The 15,522-nt window shown below is 62.9% G+C and carries 16 protein-coding genes; 6 read left to right on the top strand and 10 right to left on the bottom strand.

Features of this window, described 5'->3' with window-relative positions; translation table 11 throughout:
* Nucleotides 1–117 precede the first annotated feature (117 nt).
* Nucleotides 118–1,290, top strand: a complete 1,173-nt coding sequence (locus tag AC0IYH_RS02295) for a GAF domain-containing sensor histidine kinase (protein ID WP_116628566.1) — start codon at nucleotides 118–120, stop codon at nucleotides 1,288–1,290.
* Here AC0IYH_RS02295 and AC0IYH_RS02290 read toward each other — a convergent pair whose 3' ends face one another.
* Nucleotides 1,291–2,919 carry a methyl-accepting chemotaxis protein gene (locus AC0IYH_RS02290; protein WP_122772487.1) on the bottom strand — a complete coding sequence of 543 codons (1,629 nt, stop codon included), beginning with the start codon at nucleotides 2,917–2,919 and terminating at the stop codon, nucleotides 1,291–1,293.
* A gap of 261 nt (nucleotides 2,920–3,180) precedes the next feature.
* On the opposite strand from AC0IYH_RS02290, the gene AC0IYH_RS02285 reads away from it, so the two are divergent.
* The gene (locus AC0IYH_RS02285; RefSeq protein WP_122772488.1) at nucleotides 3,181–4,203 is read left to right on the top strand and encodes a transporter; all 1,023 of its coding nucleotides are present in this window, start codon (nucleotides 3,181–3,183) and stop codon (nucleotides 4,201–4,203) included.
* 173 nt (nucleotides 4,204–4,376) lie between these two features.
* Nucleotides 4,377–5,993 carry an inorganic phosphate transporter gene (locus AC0IYH_RS02280; RefSeq protein WP_116628570.1) on the top strand — a complete coding sequence of 539 codons (1,617 nt, stop codon included), beginning with the start codon at nucleotides 4,377–4,379 and terminating at the stop codon, nucleotides 5,991–5,993.
* 48 nt (nucleotides 5,994–6,041) lie between these two features.
* Here AC0IYH_RS02280 and AC0IYH_RS02275 read toward each other — a convergent pair whose 3' ends face one another.
* The 3 genes from AC0IYH_RS02275 to AC0IYH_RS02265 are packed head-to-tail and all read right to left on the bottom strand — an operon-like array spanning nucleotide 6,042 to nucleotide 8,706.
* Nucleotides 6,042–7,016: a 5-oxoprolinase subunit C family protein gene (locus AC0IYH_RS02275; protein WP_471832871.1), complete on the bottom strand. Its 975-nt coding sequence runs from the start codon at nucleotides 7,014–7,016 to the stop codon at nucleotides 6,042–6,044.
* On the bottom strand, nucleotides 7,013–7,891 hold the full coding sequence (locus AC0IYH_RS02270) for a 5-oxoprolinase subunit B family protein (protein ID WP_116628572.1): 879 nt from the start codon (nucleotides 7,889–7,891) through the stop codon (nucleotides 7,013–7,015). The genes AC0IYH_RS02275 and AC0IYH_RS02270 overlap by 4 nt, the downstream gene beginning before the upstream one ends.
* A gap of 56 nt (nucleotides 7,892–7,947) precedes the next feature.
* Complete coding sequence (locus AC0IYH_RS02265; protein WP_471832870.1) at nucleotides 7,948–8,706, bottom strand: 5-oxoprolinase subunit PxpA; 759 nt, start codon at nucleotides 8,704–8,706, stop codon at nucleotides 7,948–7,950.
* Between the two features lie 104 nt (nucleotides 8,707–8,810).
* Here AC0IYH_RS02265 and AC0IYH_RS02260 point away from each other — a divergent pair, with 104 nt between their 5' ends.
* Complete coding sequence (locus tag AC0IYH_RS02260; protein ID WP_101272636.1) at nucleotides 8,811–9,728, top strand: LysR family transcriptional regulator; 918 nt, start codon at nucleotides 8,811–8,813, stop codon at nucleotides 9,726–9,728.
* Here the strand turns inward: AC0IYH_RS02260 and AC0IYH_RS02255 are convergent.
* Nucleotides 9,725–10,621 carry a LysR family transcriptional regulator gene (locus AC0IYH_RS02255; protein WP_471832869.1) on the bottom strand — a complete coding sequence of 299 codons (897 nt, stop codon included), beginning with the start codon at nucleotides 10,619–10,621 and terminating at the stop codon, nucleotides 9,725–9,727. The two genes, AC0IYH_RS02260 and AC0IYH_RS02255, sit on opposite strands and share 4 nt — an antisense overlap.
* A gap of 108 nt (nucleotides 10,622–10,729) precedes the next feature.
* Between AC0IYH_RS02255 and AC0IYH_RS02250 the strand changes: the two genes are divergently transcribed.
* A complete protein-coding gene (locus tag AC0IYH_RS02250) occupies nucleotides 10,730–11,488 on the top strand; it encodes an SDR family NAD(P)-dependent oxidoreductase (protein WP_471832868.1) in 759 nt (252 codons plus the stop codon).
* Here AC0IYH_RS02250 and AC0IYH_RS02245 read toward each other — a convergent pair.
* Nucleotides 11,387–11,899 carry a multidrug/biocide efflux PACE transporter gene (locus AC0IYH_RS02245; protein ID WP_471832867.1) on the bottom strand — a complete coding sequence of 171 codons (513 nt, stop codon included), beginning with the start codon at nucleotides 11,897–11,899 and terminating at the stop codon, nucleotides 11,387–11,389. The genes AC0IYH_RS02250 and AC0IYH_RS02245 overlap by 102 nt on opposite strands.
* Before the next feature lie 88 nt (nucleotides 11,900–11,987).
* Between AC0IYH_RS02245 and AC0IYH_RS02240 the strand changes: the two genes are divergently transcribed.
* Nucleotides 11,988–12,842, top strand: a complete 855-nt coding sequence (locus AC0IYH_RS02240) for a LysR family transcriptional regulator (RefSeq protein WP_116628578.1) — start codon at nucleotides 11,988–11,990, stop codon at nucleotides 12,840–12,842.
* Nucleotides 12,843–12,863: 21 nt separating this feature from the next.
* On the opposite strand, the gene AC0IYH_RS02235 is transcribed toward AC0IYH_RS02240, so the two are convergent.
* The 4 genes from AC0IYH_RS02235 to AC0IYH_RS02220 are packed head-to-tail and all read right to left on the bottom strand — an operon-like array spanning nucleotide 12,864 to nucleotide 15,404.
* Nucleotides 12,864–14,087 (bottom strand): RNA polymerase sigma factor, encoded by a 1,224-nt coding sequence (locus AC0IYH_RS02235; RefSeq protein ID WP_471832866.1) that lies wholly within the window; start codon nucleotides 14,085–14,087, stop codon nucleotides 12,864–12,866.
* Nucleotides 14,084–14,563: an SRPBCC family protein gene (locus AC0IYH_RS02230; RefSeq protein ID WP_116628580.1), complete on the bottom strand. Its 480-nt coding sequence runs from the start codon at nucleotides 14,561–14,563 to the stop codon at nucleotides 14,084–14,086. The genes AC0IYH_RS02235 and AC0IYH_RS02230 overlap by 4 nt, the downstream gene beginning before the upstream one ends.
* A 34-nt stretch (nucleotides 14,564–14,597) precedes the next feature.
* Nucleotides 14,598–14,942 (bottom strand): YciI family protein, encoded by a 345-nt coding sequence (locus tag AC0IYH_RS02225; protein ID WP_116628581.1) that lies wholly within the window; start codon nucleotides 14,940–14,942, stop codon nucleotides 14,598–14,600.
* Between the two features lie 42 nt (nucleotides 14,943–14,984).
* Nucleotides 14,985–15,404 (bottom strand): nuclear transport factor 2 family protein, encoded by a 420-nt coding sequence (locus tag AC0IYH_RS02220; protein ID WP_122772500.1) that lies wholly within the window; start codon nucleotides 15,402–15,404, stop codon nucleotides 14,985–14,987.
* Nucleotides 15,405–15,522: the final 118 nt, after the last annotated feature.

Here is a 15,522-nt window from a genome sequence, read left to right as displayed (position 1 = left end):
CCTTAGGGTGGCGCGTTTTTTTATGGCCGTTTTAATGGGCGTCGTGCGACCGCAGCGCTACTATTGGCCCATTGGCGGGGGCATAACGCTCAGCACCTGACGGATCGAGACTGCTGCATGGGCCAAAAAGCCGCCGACATCGCCACCATTGGCCGAATCAGCGCCGTACCCGCGATGCTCCAAGTCATCAACGACATGACCGGCCTGCGCTTTGCTGCCGTCGCCCGGGTAACCGACGACACCTGGACCGCGTGTGCCGTCCTCGACCAGCTGAACTTCGGCCTCGGCGTGGGCGGCGAGCTGGACCTGACCACCACAATTTGTCACGAAATTCGCGGCTCCCACGTGTCGGTAGTAATCGACAAAGCCAGCGAAGACCCGCTGTACCACGACCACCACACCCCGCGTCTCTACCAATTCGAAAGCTACATCTCGGTGCCAGTGTTCCGCACCGACGGGCGTTTCTTCGGCACCATTTGCGCCCTCGACCCCAACCCCGCCAACCTGCGCAGTAGCGCGATCCAGTCGACCATGGAGTCGTTCGCGCGGGTGCTGTCGTTGCAGATCGAAGCCGAAGAAGCCGCACAGCAGACCCACGCGCAATTGCAGGAAGAACGCGGCACTGCCGAACTGCGCGAGCAATTTATTGCCGTGCTCGGCCATGACCTGCGCAACCCGCTGCACGCCATCAATTTTGGTGCCGAGCGACTGCTGCGCAAGCACCCGGACCCGGCCACCGACACGCTGCTCAGGCATATGCTTGCCAGCGGGCGCCGCGCCGCGCAGTTGGTCGAAGACGTGCTGGATTTCGCCCGTGGCCGCATGGGCAGCGGTATCCCGCTGAACATCAGCGACTGCCAGGGTTTGCAAGCCGCATTGCAACAGGTGGTGTCGGAAGTCCAGGGCGTGCATCCGCAACGCGTCATCCACGCCGAGATCGGCGAGCTGCGAGGCGTGAGCGGCGACCGCGACCGCCTGGCGCAATTGCTCTCCAATCTGGTGGCCAACGCCATCCACCACGGCAGCCATGATGGGCCGGTGGTGGTCACGGCAAATATCGAACAAGGCCGCTTCAACCTGACCGTCAAAAACCCCGGGCAAATCAACGCGCAAGCCTTGCCGCGATTGTTCGAACCTTACTCGCGACCGGCCACGGATACGCCTCAGGCCGGCCTGGGCCTGGGCTTGTATATCGTCAAGCAGATTGCCGAGGCCCATGGCGGCGAACTGAGCGTGTCCACCGGCGAGGAGCACGGCACCGTGTTCACGTTCAGCCTGCCGACCGTTTGATCAGGCGCCCAGGCGCGCCGTCACCTCATTGAGCTCACCGGACAACCCGCGCAGGTTGTGGCTCGCCGCTTCGGTGCGCTGCACATTGTCGAGGTTGGCCGTGGCCACCTGGGTGATCTGCGTGATATTGCGCGAAATATCCTCGGCCACCGAGGTCTGCTCCTCGGCCGCCGTGGCGATCTGGCGGTTCATGTCGCGGATCGCCTCCACCGCCTGGGTGATGTGCGCCAGCATGGCGCCGGCCTGGGTGACTTTTTCCACACTGTCATCACTGCATGACTGACCGGACACAATCGCCTCGGCCGCATCCACCGCGCCGGTTTGCACCGCCTGGATAATCTGGTTGATCTCGATGATCGACGCCGCCGTGCGTTGCGCCAGGCTGCGGACTTCATCGGCCACCACGGCAAAACCACGGCCGGCTTCGCCTGCACGCGCGGCCTCGATGGCGGCATTGAGCGCCAGCAGGTTGGTCTGCTCGGCGATGCCACGAATCACTTCGAGCACTTTGCCGATGCGCACGCTGTCGGTTTCCAGGCGACGGATGATGGTGCCGGTGTTGAGGATTTCATTGCGCATCTGGCCGATGGTGGCGATGGTGACTTTCATCACCTCGCCGCCTTCGCGGGCCGAATGATCCGCTTCATCGGCAGCGCGCGAGGCACTGGCGGCGTGGCGCGCGACTTCCTGGGCGGTGGCCGACATTTCGGTCATTGCCGTGGCCACCTGGTCGGTGCGGTTGAATTGCTCATGGGTGCCGGTAGCCATCTGCCCGGCGATCGAATTCAATTCGCCGCTGGCGCTCACCAGATCGGTAGCGCTGCGTTGCAGGCGGTTGAAGGTCTCGGCCAGGAAGTCGCGCAGGGTATTGGCGGCGGCCGCCAGATGCCCCAATTCATCCTGGCGACGGCTGGCGACGCGCTCGGCGAACCGCCCATGGCTCAATTGCGTCACGTAGTCGATCAGGCCACGGATCGGCAGGATCAGGTTGCGGTTGATCAACCACAGGCTGAACAAGCCGATCAGCACACCCGACAGCAGCATGATCGCCAGGCCCACCATCACGGTGCGCTCGGCATAGGCGCTGATGGCCACGGATTTCTGGCTGCCTTGTTCACGCAGGTCAGCGACCAACGCGCTCATCTGCTCACTGGTGGCGCGGTCCACGCCCTTCACGGCGATGTCACCGGCCGTAGGATCAGCGCCTGCGGCCACGTAGGCATCACGCCCGCGCTGGTAGGCCGCGCCCAGTTGCAGGTGTTCCTGGCGCAGGGTGTCGATGCGCCGGCTCAAGGTCGGGTCGCTGCTGGTCTGGGTGACCAGGCGCGCAAGAATGCCTTGCACATCGCGCTGCCGGTCCTGGAACTGGCCCCAGTATTTCTCCATGTCCTGGGGCTGTTTGCCGCGCAACAAGACGTTTTTCCATTCCTGCACCTGCACCTTGAACTGCAGGTTGGCCTCGTCGATCAGTTGCGAGGTGAGCAATGGCCCGTCAATCAAACTGCGATAACTCTGCACCCCGTTGGAGAGGAAGTTGAAACACGCCAGGGCGATCAACAGGATCGCCAGCAGGCTGCCACCGAGCAGCGACAGGATTTGTGCTCTCAAAGAGGTTCGCAAAATATTCATCGGGGAAAAGCCTCGATACAGGTAAGTGGCGTGCACACGCCTTGACCTCCCTGTCGACAAAGGCACCGCTCATCCCTGACGGTTGTTAACGCGCTGAATCGGCCGGTTTAGAGCCTTCTTGAACGAATCCTGACAAGTGGTCAATAAAATGTCACTAAAGCGAAATAAACAAAAAATTGTCATAAAACTGTCAAACAAGCCTGTGATCATTCGCCACGCGACCTGTGAAATGTCCTACAGGCCTTTTCTCTGCGAGCCTCCATGAACCACAGCATCGACCACAGCCACCAGGACTCCGACCTGTTTGGCTTGCTTTACGGTTTCCGTTTTCGCCCCGGTGAAAAAGCCGAACAGATCGACTCGGCCACGGCCCTGCGGGCCTTGCAGCAACCGGCCGACCCTGAAGAATTCCTGTGGCTGCACCTGAACCTGGCCCACGCCGCGTGTGAGCGCTGGATGCAGGCGAACCTGGACCTGCCCGAGGAGTTCTTCGAAGCCCTGCACGAAGGCTCGCGTTCCACGCGTATCGAACACGTCGACTCGGCCTTGCTGGCGGTGGTCAACGACGTGGTGTTCAACTTCAGCAGCATGGTTTCGTCGGATATTTCCACGCTGTGGGTGTGCGCGCGCAGCCGCTTGTTGATCAGCGCGCGCCTGCAACCCTTGCACTCGGTGGATAAATTGCGCTCGTCGGTAAAAGCCGGTGAACACTTTCGCTCGCCGCTGGAGCTGCTGGTGCACCTGCTGCGTGACCAGGGCGAAGTGCTGACGCAGATCGTGCGCAAGACCAGCATCAGCGTCGACCATATCGAAGACCAGTTATTGTCCTCGCGCCTGTCTACCAACCGCGCCGAGCTGGGTGCCGCACGCCGGGTGCTGGTGCGCCTGCAACGCCTGCTCGCGCTGGAGCCCGGCTCGCTGTTGCGCCTGCTCAACCGCCCGCCACAATGGCTGCAAAAGGAAGACGTGAAGGAATTGCGCAAGTCCACCGAGGAGTTTGCGCTGATCATCAACGACCTGACGGCCCTGGGTGAGCGCATCAAGCTGTTGCAGGAAGAGATCGCCGCCAACCTCAACGAGCAAAGCAACCGCACGCTGTTCACCCTTACCGTGGTGACGGTGCTGGCGCTGCCGATCAACATCATTGCCGGTTTTTTTGGCATGAACGTCGGTGGAGTGCCGCTTTCACAGGACCCGGAGGGGTTTTGGATTCTGGTGGCGTTGGTGGCGACGTTTACCCTGATTGCCGGGCGCTGGGCGTTCCGCAAACGCAGAGATTACTGAATCTGAAATGCACTTCAAATGTGGGAGGGGGCTTGCCCCCTCCCACATTTGATTTATGCAGGCTGTTAGACCGACGGCCAACTCGATTCCTGTAAACACTGATCCACGGCAGCATCTCTGTAACATCTTGCAATGATCATGAAAGGCATCCTCCCCACACTGGATGCTCCGGCATGGCCACCCCTTCCCTGACTGCTTCCTCCCACGCGTCACCCGCGGCCCCCAAACCCCGGCTGGACAAGAAACCCAGCCTGATCACGGTAATCATGTTTTTCGCCATCCTCGCCATGGGCCTGTTGTTTACCGCCTACAGCCTGATGCACGACATGCACGAACTGGGCACGGTGGTCACCACCTGGACGCCCTTCCTGCTGCTGGGTGTGGCACTGCTGATCGCCCTGGGTTTCGAGTTCGTCAACGGTTTCCACGACACCGCCAACGCGGTCGCGACGGTGATCTATACCAACTCGCTGCCGCCGCATTTTGCGGTGGTGTGGTCGGGCTTTTTCAACTTCCTCGGCGTGCTGCTGTCCAGCGGCGCCGTGGCGTTCGGCATCATTGCGCTGCTGCCGGTAGAGCTGATTTTGCAGGTCGGTTCATCGGCCGGTTTCGCGATGATCTTCGCCCTGCTGATCGCCGCCATCCTGTGGAACCTCGGCACCTGGTGGCTGGGCTTGCCGGCGTCGTCTTCCCACACGCTGATCGGCTCGATCATCGGCGTGGGCGTGGCGAATGCCTTGATGCACGGGCGTGACGGCACCAGTGGGGTGGACTGGAGCCAGGCGATCAAGATCGGTTACGCGCTGCTGCTGTCGCCGCTGATCGGCTTCGCCTTCGCCGCCTTGCTGTTGCTGGCCCTGCGCGCCTTCGTGAAAAACCGCGCGCTGTACAAGGCGCCAAAGGGCGACACCCCGCCGCCGTGGTGGATTCGCGGCATGCTGATCGCCACCTGCACCGGCGTGTCCTTCGCCCATGGTTCCAACGATGGCCAGAAGGGCATGGGCCTGATCATGCTGATTCTGGTCGGCACCCTGCCGATGGCCTACGCGCTGAACCGTACCATGCCGGCCGAGCAGTCGTTGCAGTTCGCCGCCGTGGCCGAAGTGACCCAGGCGGCGCTGGTGAAAAGCGCGCCGCAACCGCTGGCAGGCGACCCGCGCCCGATCCTCTCGACCTACGTGCGCACCAAGGAAGCCACGCCGGAACTGGTGCCGGCCCTCGCCGCCCTGGCCGGGCATATCGGTGACGAAGTAAAAGGCTACGGCTCCCTGGCCAAAGTCCCCGTCGAAGCCGTCGGCAACGTGCGTAACGACATGTACCTGACCAGCGAAACCATTCGCTTGATGGACAAGGGCAAAGTCGGCAATTTCGACGCCGACACCCAGGGCAAACTGAAACTGTTCAAGGACCAGATCGACGCGTCCACGCGCTTTATTCCACTGTGGGTCAAGATCGCCGTGGCCATCGCGCTGGGGCTGGGCACCATGGTCGGCTGGAAGCGCATCGTGGTGACGGTGGGCGAGAAGATCGGCAAGACCCACCTGACTTACGCCCAAGGCGCGTCGGCGGAAATGGTGGCGATGCTGACCATCGGCGCGGCGGATATGTATGGCTTGCCGGTGTCGACCACTCATGTGTTGTCGTCCGGTGTGGCGGGGACCATGGTGGCAAATGGGGGTGGGTTGCAGATGCGCACGATCCGTAATCTGGCGATGGCGTGGGTGTTGACGTTGCCGGCGGCGATTCTCCTGTCAGGCAGTTTGTACTGGCTGTTCACCCAAATCTTCTGACACAACACTGTAAAAAATGTGGGAGGGGGCGAGCCCCCTCCCACATTTTTAGCCTGTGAACAAACTAGCCATCGCCTTGAGCCGCTTCTTGTAGATACGCCGCGCCTCCAGCGCCTCCTCCAACGTCACCGCAACAAACCCCGCACGCTGGTTCGGCTGCATCTGCCCGATCAAATCCAGGTCCGCGCTGATCACCGTACCAATCATCGCGTACCCTCCCCCCGACACCGCATCGCGATGCAGCACAATCGGCTCCAACCCCGCCGGTACCTGGATCGAACCGATGGGGTAGCAACTGTCGACGATATTCGACGGATCCGAACCTGCGCCAAACGGCTGCTCCCGCGGCTGAAAGCTCAACGCGCTGCCGCCCTTGAAGCGATAGCCGATGCGGTCCGCCTCGGAGCCCACGGTCCAGGGTTCGGCAAAAAAGCTGCTTTTGGCTGCATCCGTCAGGCGCTCGTAATACAGCCCCGGCACCACGCGCAGGGTCACGTCGCCACCGACGGAGCGGCGCAGCGCCATGGGCAAACTGTTGCCCGCACGGCCCTGGCCGCTGGCTGCGCCGATGGGCAATTCATCGCCCTCCTGCAAGCGCCGCCCATGAAACCCACCGAGCGCACCGAGGGTGTAGGTGGACCGGCTGCCAAGCACCAGCGGCACATCAATGCCACCGGCGACCGCGAGGTAGGTGCGCGCACCCGCGTGGGGAAATTCAAAGCGCAGTACCTGCCCGGCGCGCACCTGGAACGCGGTGTCCTGATGCACCACTTCACCGTCCAGGCGCGGCGACATCAACGCGCCGCTGAGGGCTACCAGCGCGTCCTGCTGGAACTCCAGTTCCGGCCCGATCAAGGTGCATTCCAGGCCCGCCGCGCCGATGGGGTTGCCCACCAGATGGTTGGCCGCACTCAACGCGTACTGGTCCAGCGCGCCGGAGGGCGGAATGCCCAGGTGGTAATAACCTTCGCGGCCAAGGTCTTGCACGGAGGTGGCGAGGCCGGGTTTGAGGACCTTAATCATGCCAGCGCCTCCTGCAGGGTTTTCGGGTAGCCGATGGGGTCGGCGAGAAACGCGTCGAGGGAAAATTCCACCGGGCGGATGCGCAGGTCGAAATGGCCCGCGTCCACGTCGGCAACAGCCCTGTCGTAGGCGTCGCGGTCGATGGGTTTGAACTGCACGATGTCACCGGGGCGGAAGAACACCATGTGTTCCTTGAGGTACGCCAACTGCTGCGCCGGGTCGTAGATCGGCGCCGGGGTCACGCCAAACATCTGGTAACCACCGGCACCGCGCACCGAGTAGATGCAGCCAAAGCAGCCGCCATGGCCGAGGGTGAGTTTCGGCGTGTCGGTGCGCGGGCGCAGGTATTTGGGCACCTGCAACTGCCGCGCGCGCTCGACCATCTGGAACATGAACGGCAGCCCCGCCACAAACCCGACCATCGACACAAACCACGGCGCGCCACTGTGGGCGGCGATAAACGCGTCCACGTCGGCCAGGCCATTGATGCGCGCGGCGTATTCCAGGTCGGTGCCGGTCGGGTCCTGGTGGCGGTCGCGAAAACGCATCAGGGTTTCGTGGGTCCAGGGGTCGTTGTAGAGCACCGGGATTTCGATGATGCGCGTGTGCAAGGTGCGTTCGGCCACGGCCTGGGCTTCGGCGGTTTGCACGGCGTCGAGCAGCACATGGGGCGCGATGCGGTCGGGGTCGAAGCGGATCTGGAACGACGCGTTGGCCAGGCATACGTCCAGCACACCGTCCAGGGCCAGGCGTTCCACCGCGCGGGTCACCGCCATGCCGGTGAAAAAGGCCTCCAGGGACATGCTGTCGCTGACCTCGGCAAACAGGTGTTCATCGCCGCCGAAGCTGTAGCGGATGGGGGACGTTTGAGCCATGTCTGTTCCTCTTGGAATCGTTATAGAAAGGCAGGCAAAAAAGTAAGGGGCAGTTCTTATTCTGGTGTTTTTACCGCGATACCCGCCCGGTCCAGGGCTTCGCGGGTGGCTTCGACCAACTCCAGCGCACCGGGGGTGTCGCTGTGCAGGCAGATGGAATCGAATTCGATAAACAGGTCTTCGCCTTCCACGGTACGCACCAACCCGGTCTGACACGCACGTAGGACCCGCGCCGCGACGGTAGCAGGATCGAGTGCGCGCACAGTGCGGGTAAACACGATGGAGCCGGTCAGATCGTACTCACGGTCGGCATAAAACTCGCGTACCACCGGTTGGCCCAACTCCTTGGCTACGCGCCAGATTACCGAGTTGGGCATGCAGTACAGCAACAGCGTCGGCTCGATGATTTGCAGGTTCTGCACCAGCAGCCGCGCGGCTTCTTCGTCGCGGGCCAGGTGCATGTAGAGTGCGCCGTGGGGCTTGATATGTTGCAGGCTTAGGCCTTGGGCGCGGGCGATTTCACGCAGGGCGCCGAGCTGGTAGAGCATGTCGTCTACCAGTTCCTGGGCCGGTGCATTGATGTGCCGACGGCCGAAACCCACCAGGTCACGAAAGCCCGGGTGCGCGCCGATGGCCACGCCCAGTTGCTTGGCGCGCTCCACGGTGCGGCGCATGGTGCCGGGGTCGCCGGCGTGGAAGCCGGTGGCGATATTGGCCGAGCTGATGTAGGCCATCAGCTCCGCGTCGACGCCATCGCCGATGGTCCAGGGGCCGAAGCCTTCGCCCATGTCCGAGTTGAAATCCACTGCCTGCATCGCGGTTGCTCCAGCCAAGTTGATGCTGGAAAAGTAGGCTTCCGCTTGACCCCTTGGGAAGATCTATTATCAGATGGCCCATCTTCTGAAAAACAGATAAAGCCATGTCCCTGACTTTGCGCCAAGTTCGCTACTTCGTCGCCACTGCCGAAATCGGCCAGATCTCCCAGGCGGCGATCCACCTGAACATTTCCCAGTCGGCGGTGACCACGGCGATCAAGGAGCTGGAAGCCATGCTCGGCGTGCAGCTGTTTGTGCGTTCGGCCCAGGGCATGAACCTGACCGACGCCGGGCGGCATTTTCTCAACCGCGCCTACGTGATCGTGCGCAGCGTCGACGACGCGCTCAACAGCCCGCTGCCCGACTACCGCGCCAGCGGCGTGTTGCGCCTGGCGGCCAGCTACACGGTGTTGGGGTATTTCCTGCCCCACCACTTGCAACGCATGGAGCACTGGCACCCGGACGTGACCATCGAGGTGTTCGAGCAGGAGCGCCAGGCCATCGAACAGGGCCTGCTCGACGGCCAGTTCGACATGGCCGTGGTGCTCACCGCCAACCTCACCCACCCGGATATCGTCTCGGAAATCCTCTTCAACTCGGAACGCCGCTTGTGGCTGCCCAGCCATCACCCACTGTGCGAACGCGGCGCCGTGAGCCTGGCGGACGTGGCGCAGGAACCCTACATCCTGCTTACCGTGGACGAGGCCGAACACAGCGCCATGCGCTACTGGGAACAGGCCGGGCAGACGCCCCAGGTGCGGCTGCGCACCAGTTCGGTGGAGGCGGTGCGCAGCATGGTCGCCAATGGCAGCGGCGTGGCGATCCTCTCCGACCTGGTGCACCGGCCCTGGTCCCTGGAGGGCAAGCGCATCGAGACCTTGACCGTGACCGACCCGGTGACACCCATGAGCGTCGGCCTCGCCTGGCACCGCGAGCGCGCGTTCACCCCGGCGATGCAGGCGGTGCGCGACTACTTCCACGATGCGTTCCTGGCCCCGCAACAGTTGTCGGCGCGGCGTTAAAGATGGGTTTGCAGGGTAGCGGCCAGCCAATCCATAAACACCCGGACCCGCAACGGCAAATGCCGCTGCCCCGCGTAGAGCAACGACACATCCAGCGCGGGTGCCTGAAAATCCGCCAGCACCGCCACCAACTCGCCGCTGGCCAGCAAGCTTCGAACCCCCGGCAGCGGCACCTGAGTGATACCGAAACCACCCAGGCACGCGGCCTGGTAGGCGTCGGTACTGTTGACCGTCACGCGCCCGGCCATTGCGACGTAATGCACCTTGTTGCCTTGCAGGTATTCAAACCCGGAGGAACGCGCACCCAACGGCCGCACGTAGTGCACCAGTTGATGCTGCGCCAGGTCGGCTAGGGTCTGGGGCACGCCATAACGTTGCAGGTACGCCGGGCTCGCGCAGTTGACCACCGGCATGCTGCAGACCTTGCGGGCCACCACGCTTTGGTCCGGCTGGGCGCCGACGCGCAACACACAATCAAAGCCTTCGGCGATCAGATCCACCTGGCGGTCCGAGCTGCTGATTTCCATCTCGATCAGCGGGTGGCGCGCCATGAACGCCGGCAGGTGCGGCAGGACCATGCCGCGCGCCATCACGTTCGGCATGTCCACCCGAATACGCCCGGCCAATTGGGTTTCATCCTGGCGGAACAAGCCTTCGAGTTCCTCCATGTGCGCCAGCAAATCCTTGCTGCGCTCATATAAAACCCGGCCGTCCTGGGTCGCCTGCACCTTGCGCGTGGTGCGCTGCAACAGGCGCGCGCCCAGCAACTCCTCCAGCGCCTGCACGTGCTCGGATACGGTGGAGCGCGGCAGGCCCAGGCTCTCGCCGGCTTGGGTGAAACTCGACAATTCGGTGACGCGCACGAAGGTGCGCAGCAGTTCAAGTTTGTTCATGGGATTGTTCGCCTTATCCGGCCAGTGATTCCGCTTTCACTGTGTTTATCACGTTATGGCCGGACAAATACACTCAGTCCCACGATCACATCAGAAGAGGACTGCACCATGACCCGTAAAATCGCACTGATCACCGGCGCCAGCCGTGGCCTGGGTAAAAGCGCCGCGCTGCACCTGGCGGCACAGGGCGTCGACATCATCGGCACCTACCACAGCAAGGCCGACGAGGCGCAGGCCGTTGTCGCACAGATCGAACAACTGGGCGGCCGCGCCGCGATGCTCAAGCTGGACGTAAGCCAGAGTGCGACCTTCAGCGATTTCGTCGGCGAAGTGGCCGGCGTACTCAAGGATGTATTCGCACAGGATCAGTTGGATTTTCTGGTCAACAACGCCGGCATCGGCGTGCATGCAAGCTTTGCCGAGACCACCGAAGCGCAGTTCGACCAACTGGTGGCGATCCAATTCAAGGGGCCATTCTTCCTGACCCAGCAGCTGCTGCCGCTGATCCGCGACGGCGGGCGCATCCTCAATATCTCCAGCGGCCTGGCGCGTTTCAGCCTGCCTGGCTACGCCGCCTATGCCGCGATGAAAGGCGCGATGGAAGTGCTGACCCGCTACCAGGCCAAGGAGCTGGGTGGGCGCGGCATCAGCGTCAACATCCTCGCCCCCGGCGCGATTGAAACCGACTTCGGCGGCGGCGCCGTGCGCGACAATGCCAACCTCAACGCCATGGTCGCCAACAACACCGCCCTGGGCCGGGCCGGCTTACCGGACGATATCGGCGGCGCGATTGCGGCGTTGCTGGCCGACGGCAGCCACTGGATCACCGGGCAGCGCATCGAGGCCTCGGGCGGCATGTTTCTGTAGGAACCTGGCGCGCAACACGTCATACCCCCAGTGATACACATAGGTGTACGGCAGGAAAAACAGCAGTACGCCGATGTCGAGCATGAACGCCTGCAGCAGGCTGATGTTGAGCCATGCCGCAATCAGTGGCACGGCGACAATAATCAGCCCGCCTTCGAACATCAGCGCATGCAGCACCCGGGTCCACGCGCCACCGGACAGCTGCAGGAGAACTTTGAGACGGTCGAACAGGCTGTTGAAAATGATGTTCCAGGTCAACGCCAACAGGCTGAGCCCCAAGGTCACCGCGCCCATTTCCAGGGCCGGGCGACCGGTGATCCAGACCAGCAGCGGTGTGCAGATCAATAGCGCCAGGCCTTCAAAGCCCAGGGCCTGGCAAACGCGTTCAGTAATCGACTTGGTAGGGTTCATGACCCGGCTCCGTGAGTGACGATGGTTGCCATCATTACCCTTGGGGCCGATACTTCATAACCAATAACCATCGATCAAGGCGATAGTCATGGCGTCTCACGAAGTGCTGCAGGCATTTGTCCAGGCGGCTACCGAGGGCTCGTTTTCAGCGGCGGCGCGTAAGTTGGGCAAGAGCCAGTCCACCGTCAGCGCGGCCGTGGCGAGCCTGGAGATTGACCTTGATGTGGTGCTGTTCGACCGCAGCAGCCGCAAGCCGACGCTCACTCCGGCCGGCCATGTGTTGCTGCAACGCGCCGAGCAGGTGCTGGAAGCCAGCAGCCGCCTGGAGTTGGCGGCGAGCCAGTTGGCCCAGGGGTTGGAGGCGAAAGTCAGTATCGCCATGTCCGATACCTACCAGTCGGAGCGCTTCGAACTGGCGCTCAAAGCCTTTGAGCAACGCTACCCGGACCTGGAGCTGGAATGGTTGATCGCCGAGTGTGAAGACTTGATCGCCCTGGTGCAAAGCGGCCGCGCGCAGATGGCGTTTATCGAAGCCCAGGATGTTTACCCGCCGGACCTCAGCCGGGCGCCGGTGGAGGAACGCGCGGAAATCGCGCTGTTCGTCGCCCCGAGCCATCCCCTGGCCCAGCTTAAACACATCGACCAACAGGCCTTGCAGCAACACCGCGAGCTGCGCCTGGCGAGCGTCATCAACCCGAACGAAACGCGCCCCACCGGCCGTGTGTGGTCGGCGCCGAGTTTCCTGATGTTGATGGAAATGGCCCAGCTCGGTTTCGGCTGGGCGGCACTGCCGCGCTGGCTGGTGGAACGCTTTGGCAATGCCGGGCTGGTTGAACTCAACGTGCGCAGCTGGCCGCGCTCGGTGGCGGTGGATGCGCTGTGGTCGCGCCAGCACCCACCGGGGCCGGCGGGGAGCTGGATGTTGAAGCAGATGCTCGAGTGAGCCCGCCGAGGCAATGCAAAACTAAAATGTGGGGAGGTTTAGTTGGGCCAGGCGGTTCTCGAGGAAGCGTTTTTCCGGGGTTTGCTGGGTCAGCGACAGGGCTTTTTCGTACGCCTCACAGGCTTCGGCTACCCGCCCCAACTGCCGACAAAACTCCCCGCGCGCCGAATGCGCCAAGTGGTAGTCCAGCAGCTCGCCCCGCGCCAGAATGCCCTCGACCTGCTGCAAGCCTGCCAAGGGCCCATCGCGCATGGCAACCGCCACGGCGCGGTTCAACTCGATCACCGGCGACGGCACGTGCCTGAGCAACACATCGTAAAGCCCGACGATCTGCGGCCAATCCGTTTCCCCCGCGTTGGGCGCTTCGGCGTGTACCGCCGCAATTGCCGCTTGCAGGCAATAGGCACCAAAACGCCCGGTGGTCAGGGCCCGCTCCACCAGCGCGCAGCCTTCAACAATCAAGGACGCATCCCACAGCGAGCGGTCCTGTTCATCCAACAGCACCAGTTCGCCGCCCGCCGAGGTACGCGCCGCGCGGCGCGCCTCATGCAACAGCATCAGCGCCAGCAACCCCAGCACTTCCGGCTCCGGCAGCAGCTCCAGCAGCAAACGGCCGAGGCGGATGGCTTCACGGGTCAAGTCATCGCGCGTGAGGTCGGCGCCCGTGGACGCCGAATAGCCCTCGTTGAACACCAGGTAAACCACGCGCAACACACTGTCCAGACGCTCGGGCAGCTCGGCCAGGGACGGCACCTGATACGGGATTTTCGCCTCGCGGATCTTGCCCTTGGCGCGCACGATGCGTTGGGCGATGGTGGTGGGCGTGGTCAGAAATGCGCGGGCGATTTCCTCCGTGGTGAGGTCGCAGATCTCACGCAAGGTCAGCGCCGCCTGGGCATCGGGCGCCAGCGCCGGGTGGCAGCAGGTGAAGATCAGGCGCAGGCGGTCGTCTTCCACGTCTTCGTCACTCCACTCCACCGCTTCCAGCGCGTCAGCTTGGGCCTGCAACAACGGGGTAAACCGCGCCTGGCGACGCAGGCGGTCGATGGCCTTGAAGCGGCCGGTGGACACCAGCCACGCCCGAGGATTGTTCGGCACGCCGTCCTGCGGCCAGCGTTCAAGCGCAACGAAAAAAGCGTCGTGCAAGGCCTCTTCCGCCAGCGCGAAGTCACCCAGCAGGCGAATCAACGTGGCGAGCACCCGTCGCGATTCACTGCGATAAATGACCTCGACCGCTGGCCTCAATCGCGCATGCCTTCTGTCACCAGTGTCACCAGGCGGTCCAGGCTCTGGCCCCAGCCATCGTGAAAACCCATGGCTTCGTGGGCCTGTTTGTCCTCGGCACTCCAGTGCATGGCGCGAGCGGTGTAGAGGGTCTTGTTACCGTCGACTTCCTGCAAAGTCACTTCGGCGGTCATGAACGGCTTGCCCGAGGGGATCCAGCCCGGCGTAAAGGCGTCGGTAAACACCAGCCGCCGTGGCGCGACGATTTCCAGGAATACGCCCTGAGTCGGGTATTCGGCGCCATCGGGTGCGCGCATCAGGGTGCGAAACAGGCCGCCGACCCACAGGTTCATTTCGCATTCGGGGGTGGTCATGCCGTGGGGCCCCCACCATTGTTGCAGCAGGGCGGGCTCGGTCCAGGCGCGAAATACTCGGCTGCGCGGCGCGTCGATCACGCGGCTGATGGACAGTTCAAATTCGGCAGGTTGCGTAGACATGGGGTAAACCTCCTGAGTTTTATGCTTGTTGTCTTCAGAGATTCAATTCGCGCACGGGGCGCACTTCCACACTGCCGACCCGGGCGGCCGGGATGCCACCGGCCACCTGGATCGCTTCATTCAAGTCGCGGGCTTCGATCAGGTAGAACCCGGCGAGTTGTTCCTTGGTTTCGGCAAACGGCCCGTCGGTGATCGACAGCTTGCCATTGCGCATGCGCACGGTGGTGGCGGTGCTCACCGACTCCAGCGGCTCGGCGGCCAGCATGCGCCCGCTGGCCTGTACGGCCTGGGCGTAGGCGAAGCACTCCGGGTCGGCCGGGCTGTCGGGCGAGGTGTGCAGCACCTGCTCGTTGCTGTAGATCAGGCACAGGTATTTCATGGCGCTCTCCGTTTTCGGACTACTGACTATAGTTCGCGGCGGTCAAGGTTTCAGGTCGAACAGACCAGCGCCGGTTTCCATGTCAAAGGGCGCCGACCAATGCTCATGCACCACTTTCCATTGGCCGTCGATGCGCTGGTAACCGGCGGTGACGCGCATCCAGCAGGTCTTGAGTACGCCGTCCGGCCCGGTGCCACCGCAATGGGCCAGCCAGTGGGCAAAAGCGCTGTTTTCTCCGGCGACGATATGCAGCTCATGGAAATCAAACACGCCGGGGCCGGGGCAGAACTCCATGCACGCCTGCCAGTGCGCCTGGTAGGCGGCCTTGCCTTTGAATTGCAGAGCGTTAACGGCGTCGAACGCGACGATATCGTCGGCGTAAAAGCTGACAATCTTCGCGACATCCTTGGCGCTGACGGCGTGCTTCCATTGCTCGATCAGGGTATTGATGGCGGTGCTCATGGTGATACTCCTTCGGGTTGAAAAACACGGAAGACACCCTTAGTCGAATGTCCCTCAAGCAAATCGACAGCCGACTGAAAAATAATCTAGCCCCCGGCAAACCCGCTAGAATCCCCGC

Source organism: Pseudomonas sp. AC463, from assembly GCF_979253585.1.
The sequence above is the reverse complement of the archived record's forward strand: the minus strand, read 5'-3'. Positions and strand labels throughout refer to the sequence as shown.

What these genes read in the sequence shown, in the direction of transcription:
- AC0IYH_RS02295 (WP_116628566.1), top strand. Translation starts at nt 118, where the DNA reads ATGGGCCAAAAAGCCGCCGACATCGCCACCATTGGCCGAATCAGCGCC.
- AC0IYH_RS02290 (WP_122772487.1), bottom strand. Translation starts at nt 2,919, where the DNA reads ATGAATATTTTGCGAACCTCTTTGAGAGCACAAATCCTGTCGCTGCTC.
- AC0IYH_RS02285 (WP_122772488.1), top strand. Translation starts at nt 3,181, where the DNA reads ATGAACCACAGCATCGACCACAGCCACCAGGACTCCGACCTGTTTGGC.
- AC0IYH_RS02280 (WP_116628570.1), top strand. Translation starts at nt 4,377, where the DNA reads ATGGCCACCCCTTCCCTGACTGCTTCCTCCCACGCGTCACCCGCGGCC.
- AC0IYH_RS02275 (WP_471832871.1), bottom strand. Translation starts at nt 7,016, where the DNA reads ATGATTAAGGTCCTCAAACCCGGCCTCGCCACCTCCGTGCAAGACCTT.
- AC0IYH_RS02270 (WP_116628572.1), bottom strand. Translation starts at nt 7,891, where the DNA reads ATGGCTCAAACGTCCCCCATCCGCTACAGCTTCGGCGGCGATGAACAC.
- AC0IYH_RS02265 (WP_471832870.1), bottom strand. Translation starts at nt 8,706, where the DNA reads ATGCAGGCAGTGGATTTCAACTCGGACATGGGCGAAGGCTTCGGCCCC.
- AC0IYH_RS02260 (WP_101272636.1), top strand. Translation starts at nt 8,811, where the DNA reads ATGTCCCTGACTTTGCGCCAAGTTCGCTACTTCGTCGCCACTGCCGAA.
- AC0IYH_RS02255 (WP_471832869.1), bottom strand. Translation starts at nt 10,621, where the DNA reads ATGAACAAACTTGAACTGCTGCGCACCTTCGTGCGCGTCACCGAATTG.
- AC0IYH_RS02250 (WP_471832868.1), top strand. Translation starts at nt 10,730, where the DNA reads ATGACCCGTAAAATCGCACTGATCACCGGCGCCAGCCGTGGCCTGGGT.
- AC0IYH_RS02245 (WP_471832867.1), bottom strand. Translation starts at nt 11,899, where the DNA reads ATGAACCCTACCAAGTCGATTACTGAACGCGTTTGCCAGGCCCTGGGC.
- AC0IYH_RS02240 (WP_116628578.1), top strand. Translation starts at nt 11,988, where the DNA reads ATGGCGTCTCACGAAGTGCTGCAGGCATTTGTCCAGGCGGCTACCGAG.
- AC0IYH_RS02230 (WP_116628580.1), bottom strand. Translation starts at nt 14,563, where the DNA reads ATGTCTACGCAACCTGCCGAATTTGAACTGTCCATCAGCCGCGTGATC.
- AC0IYH_RS02225 (WP_116628581.1), bottom strand. Translation starts at nt 14,942, where the DNA reads ATGAAATACCTGTGCCTGATCTACAGCAACGAGCAGGTGCTGCACACC.
- AC0IYH_RS02220 (WP_122772500.1), bottom strand. Translation starts at nt 15,404, where the DNA reads ATGAGCACCGCCATCAATACCCTGATCGAGCAATGGAAGCACGCCGTC.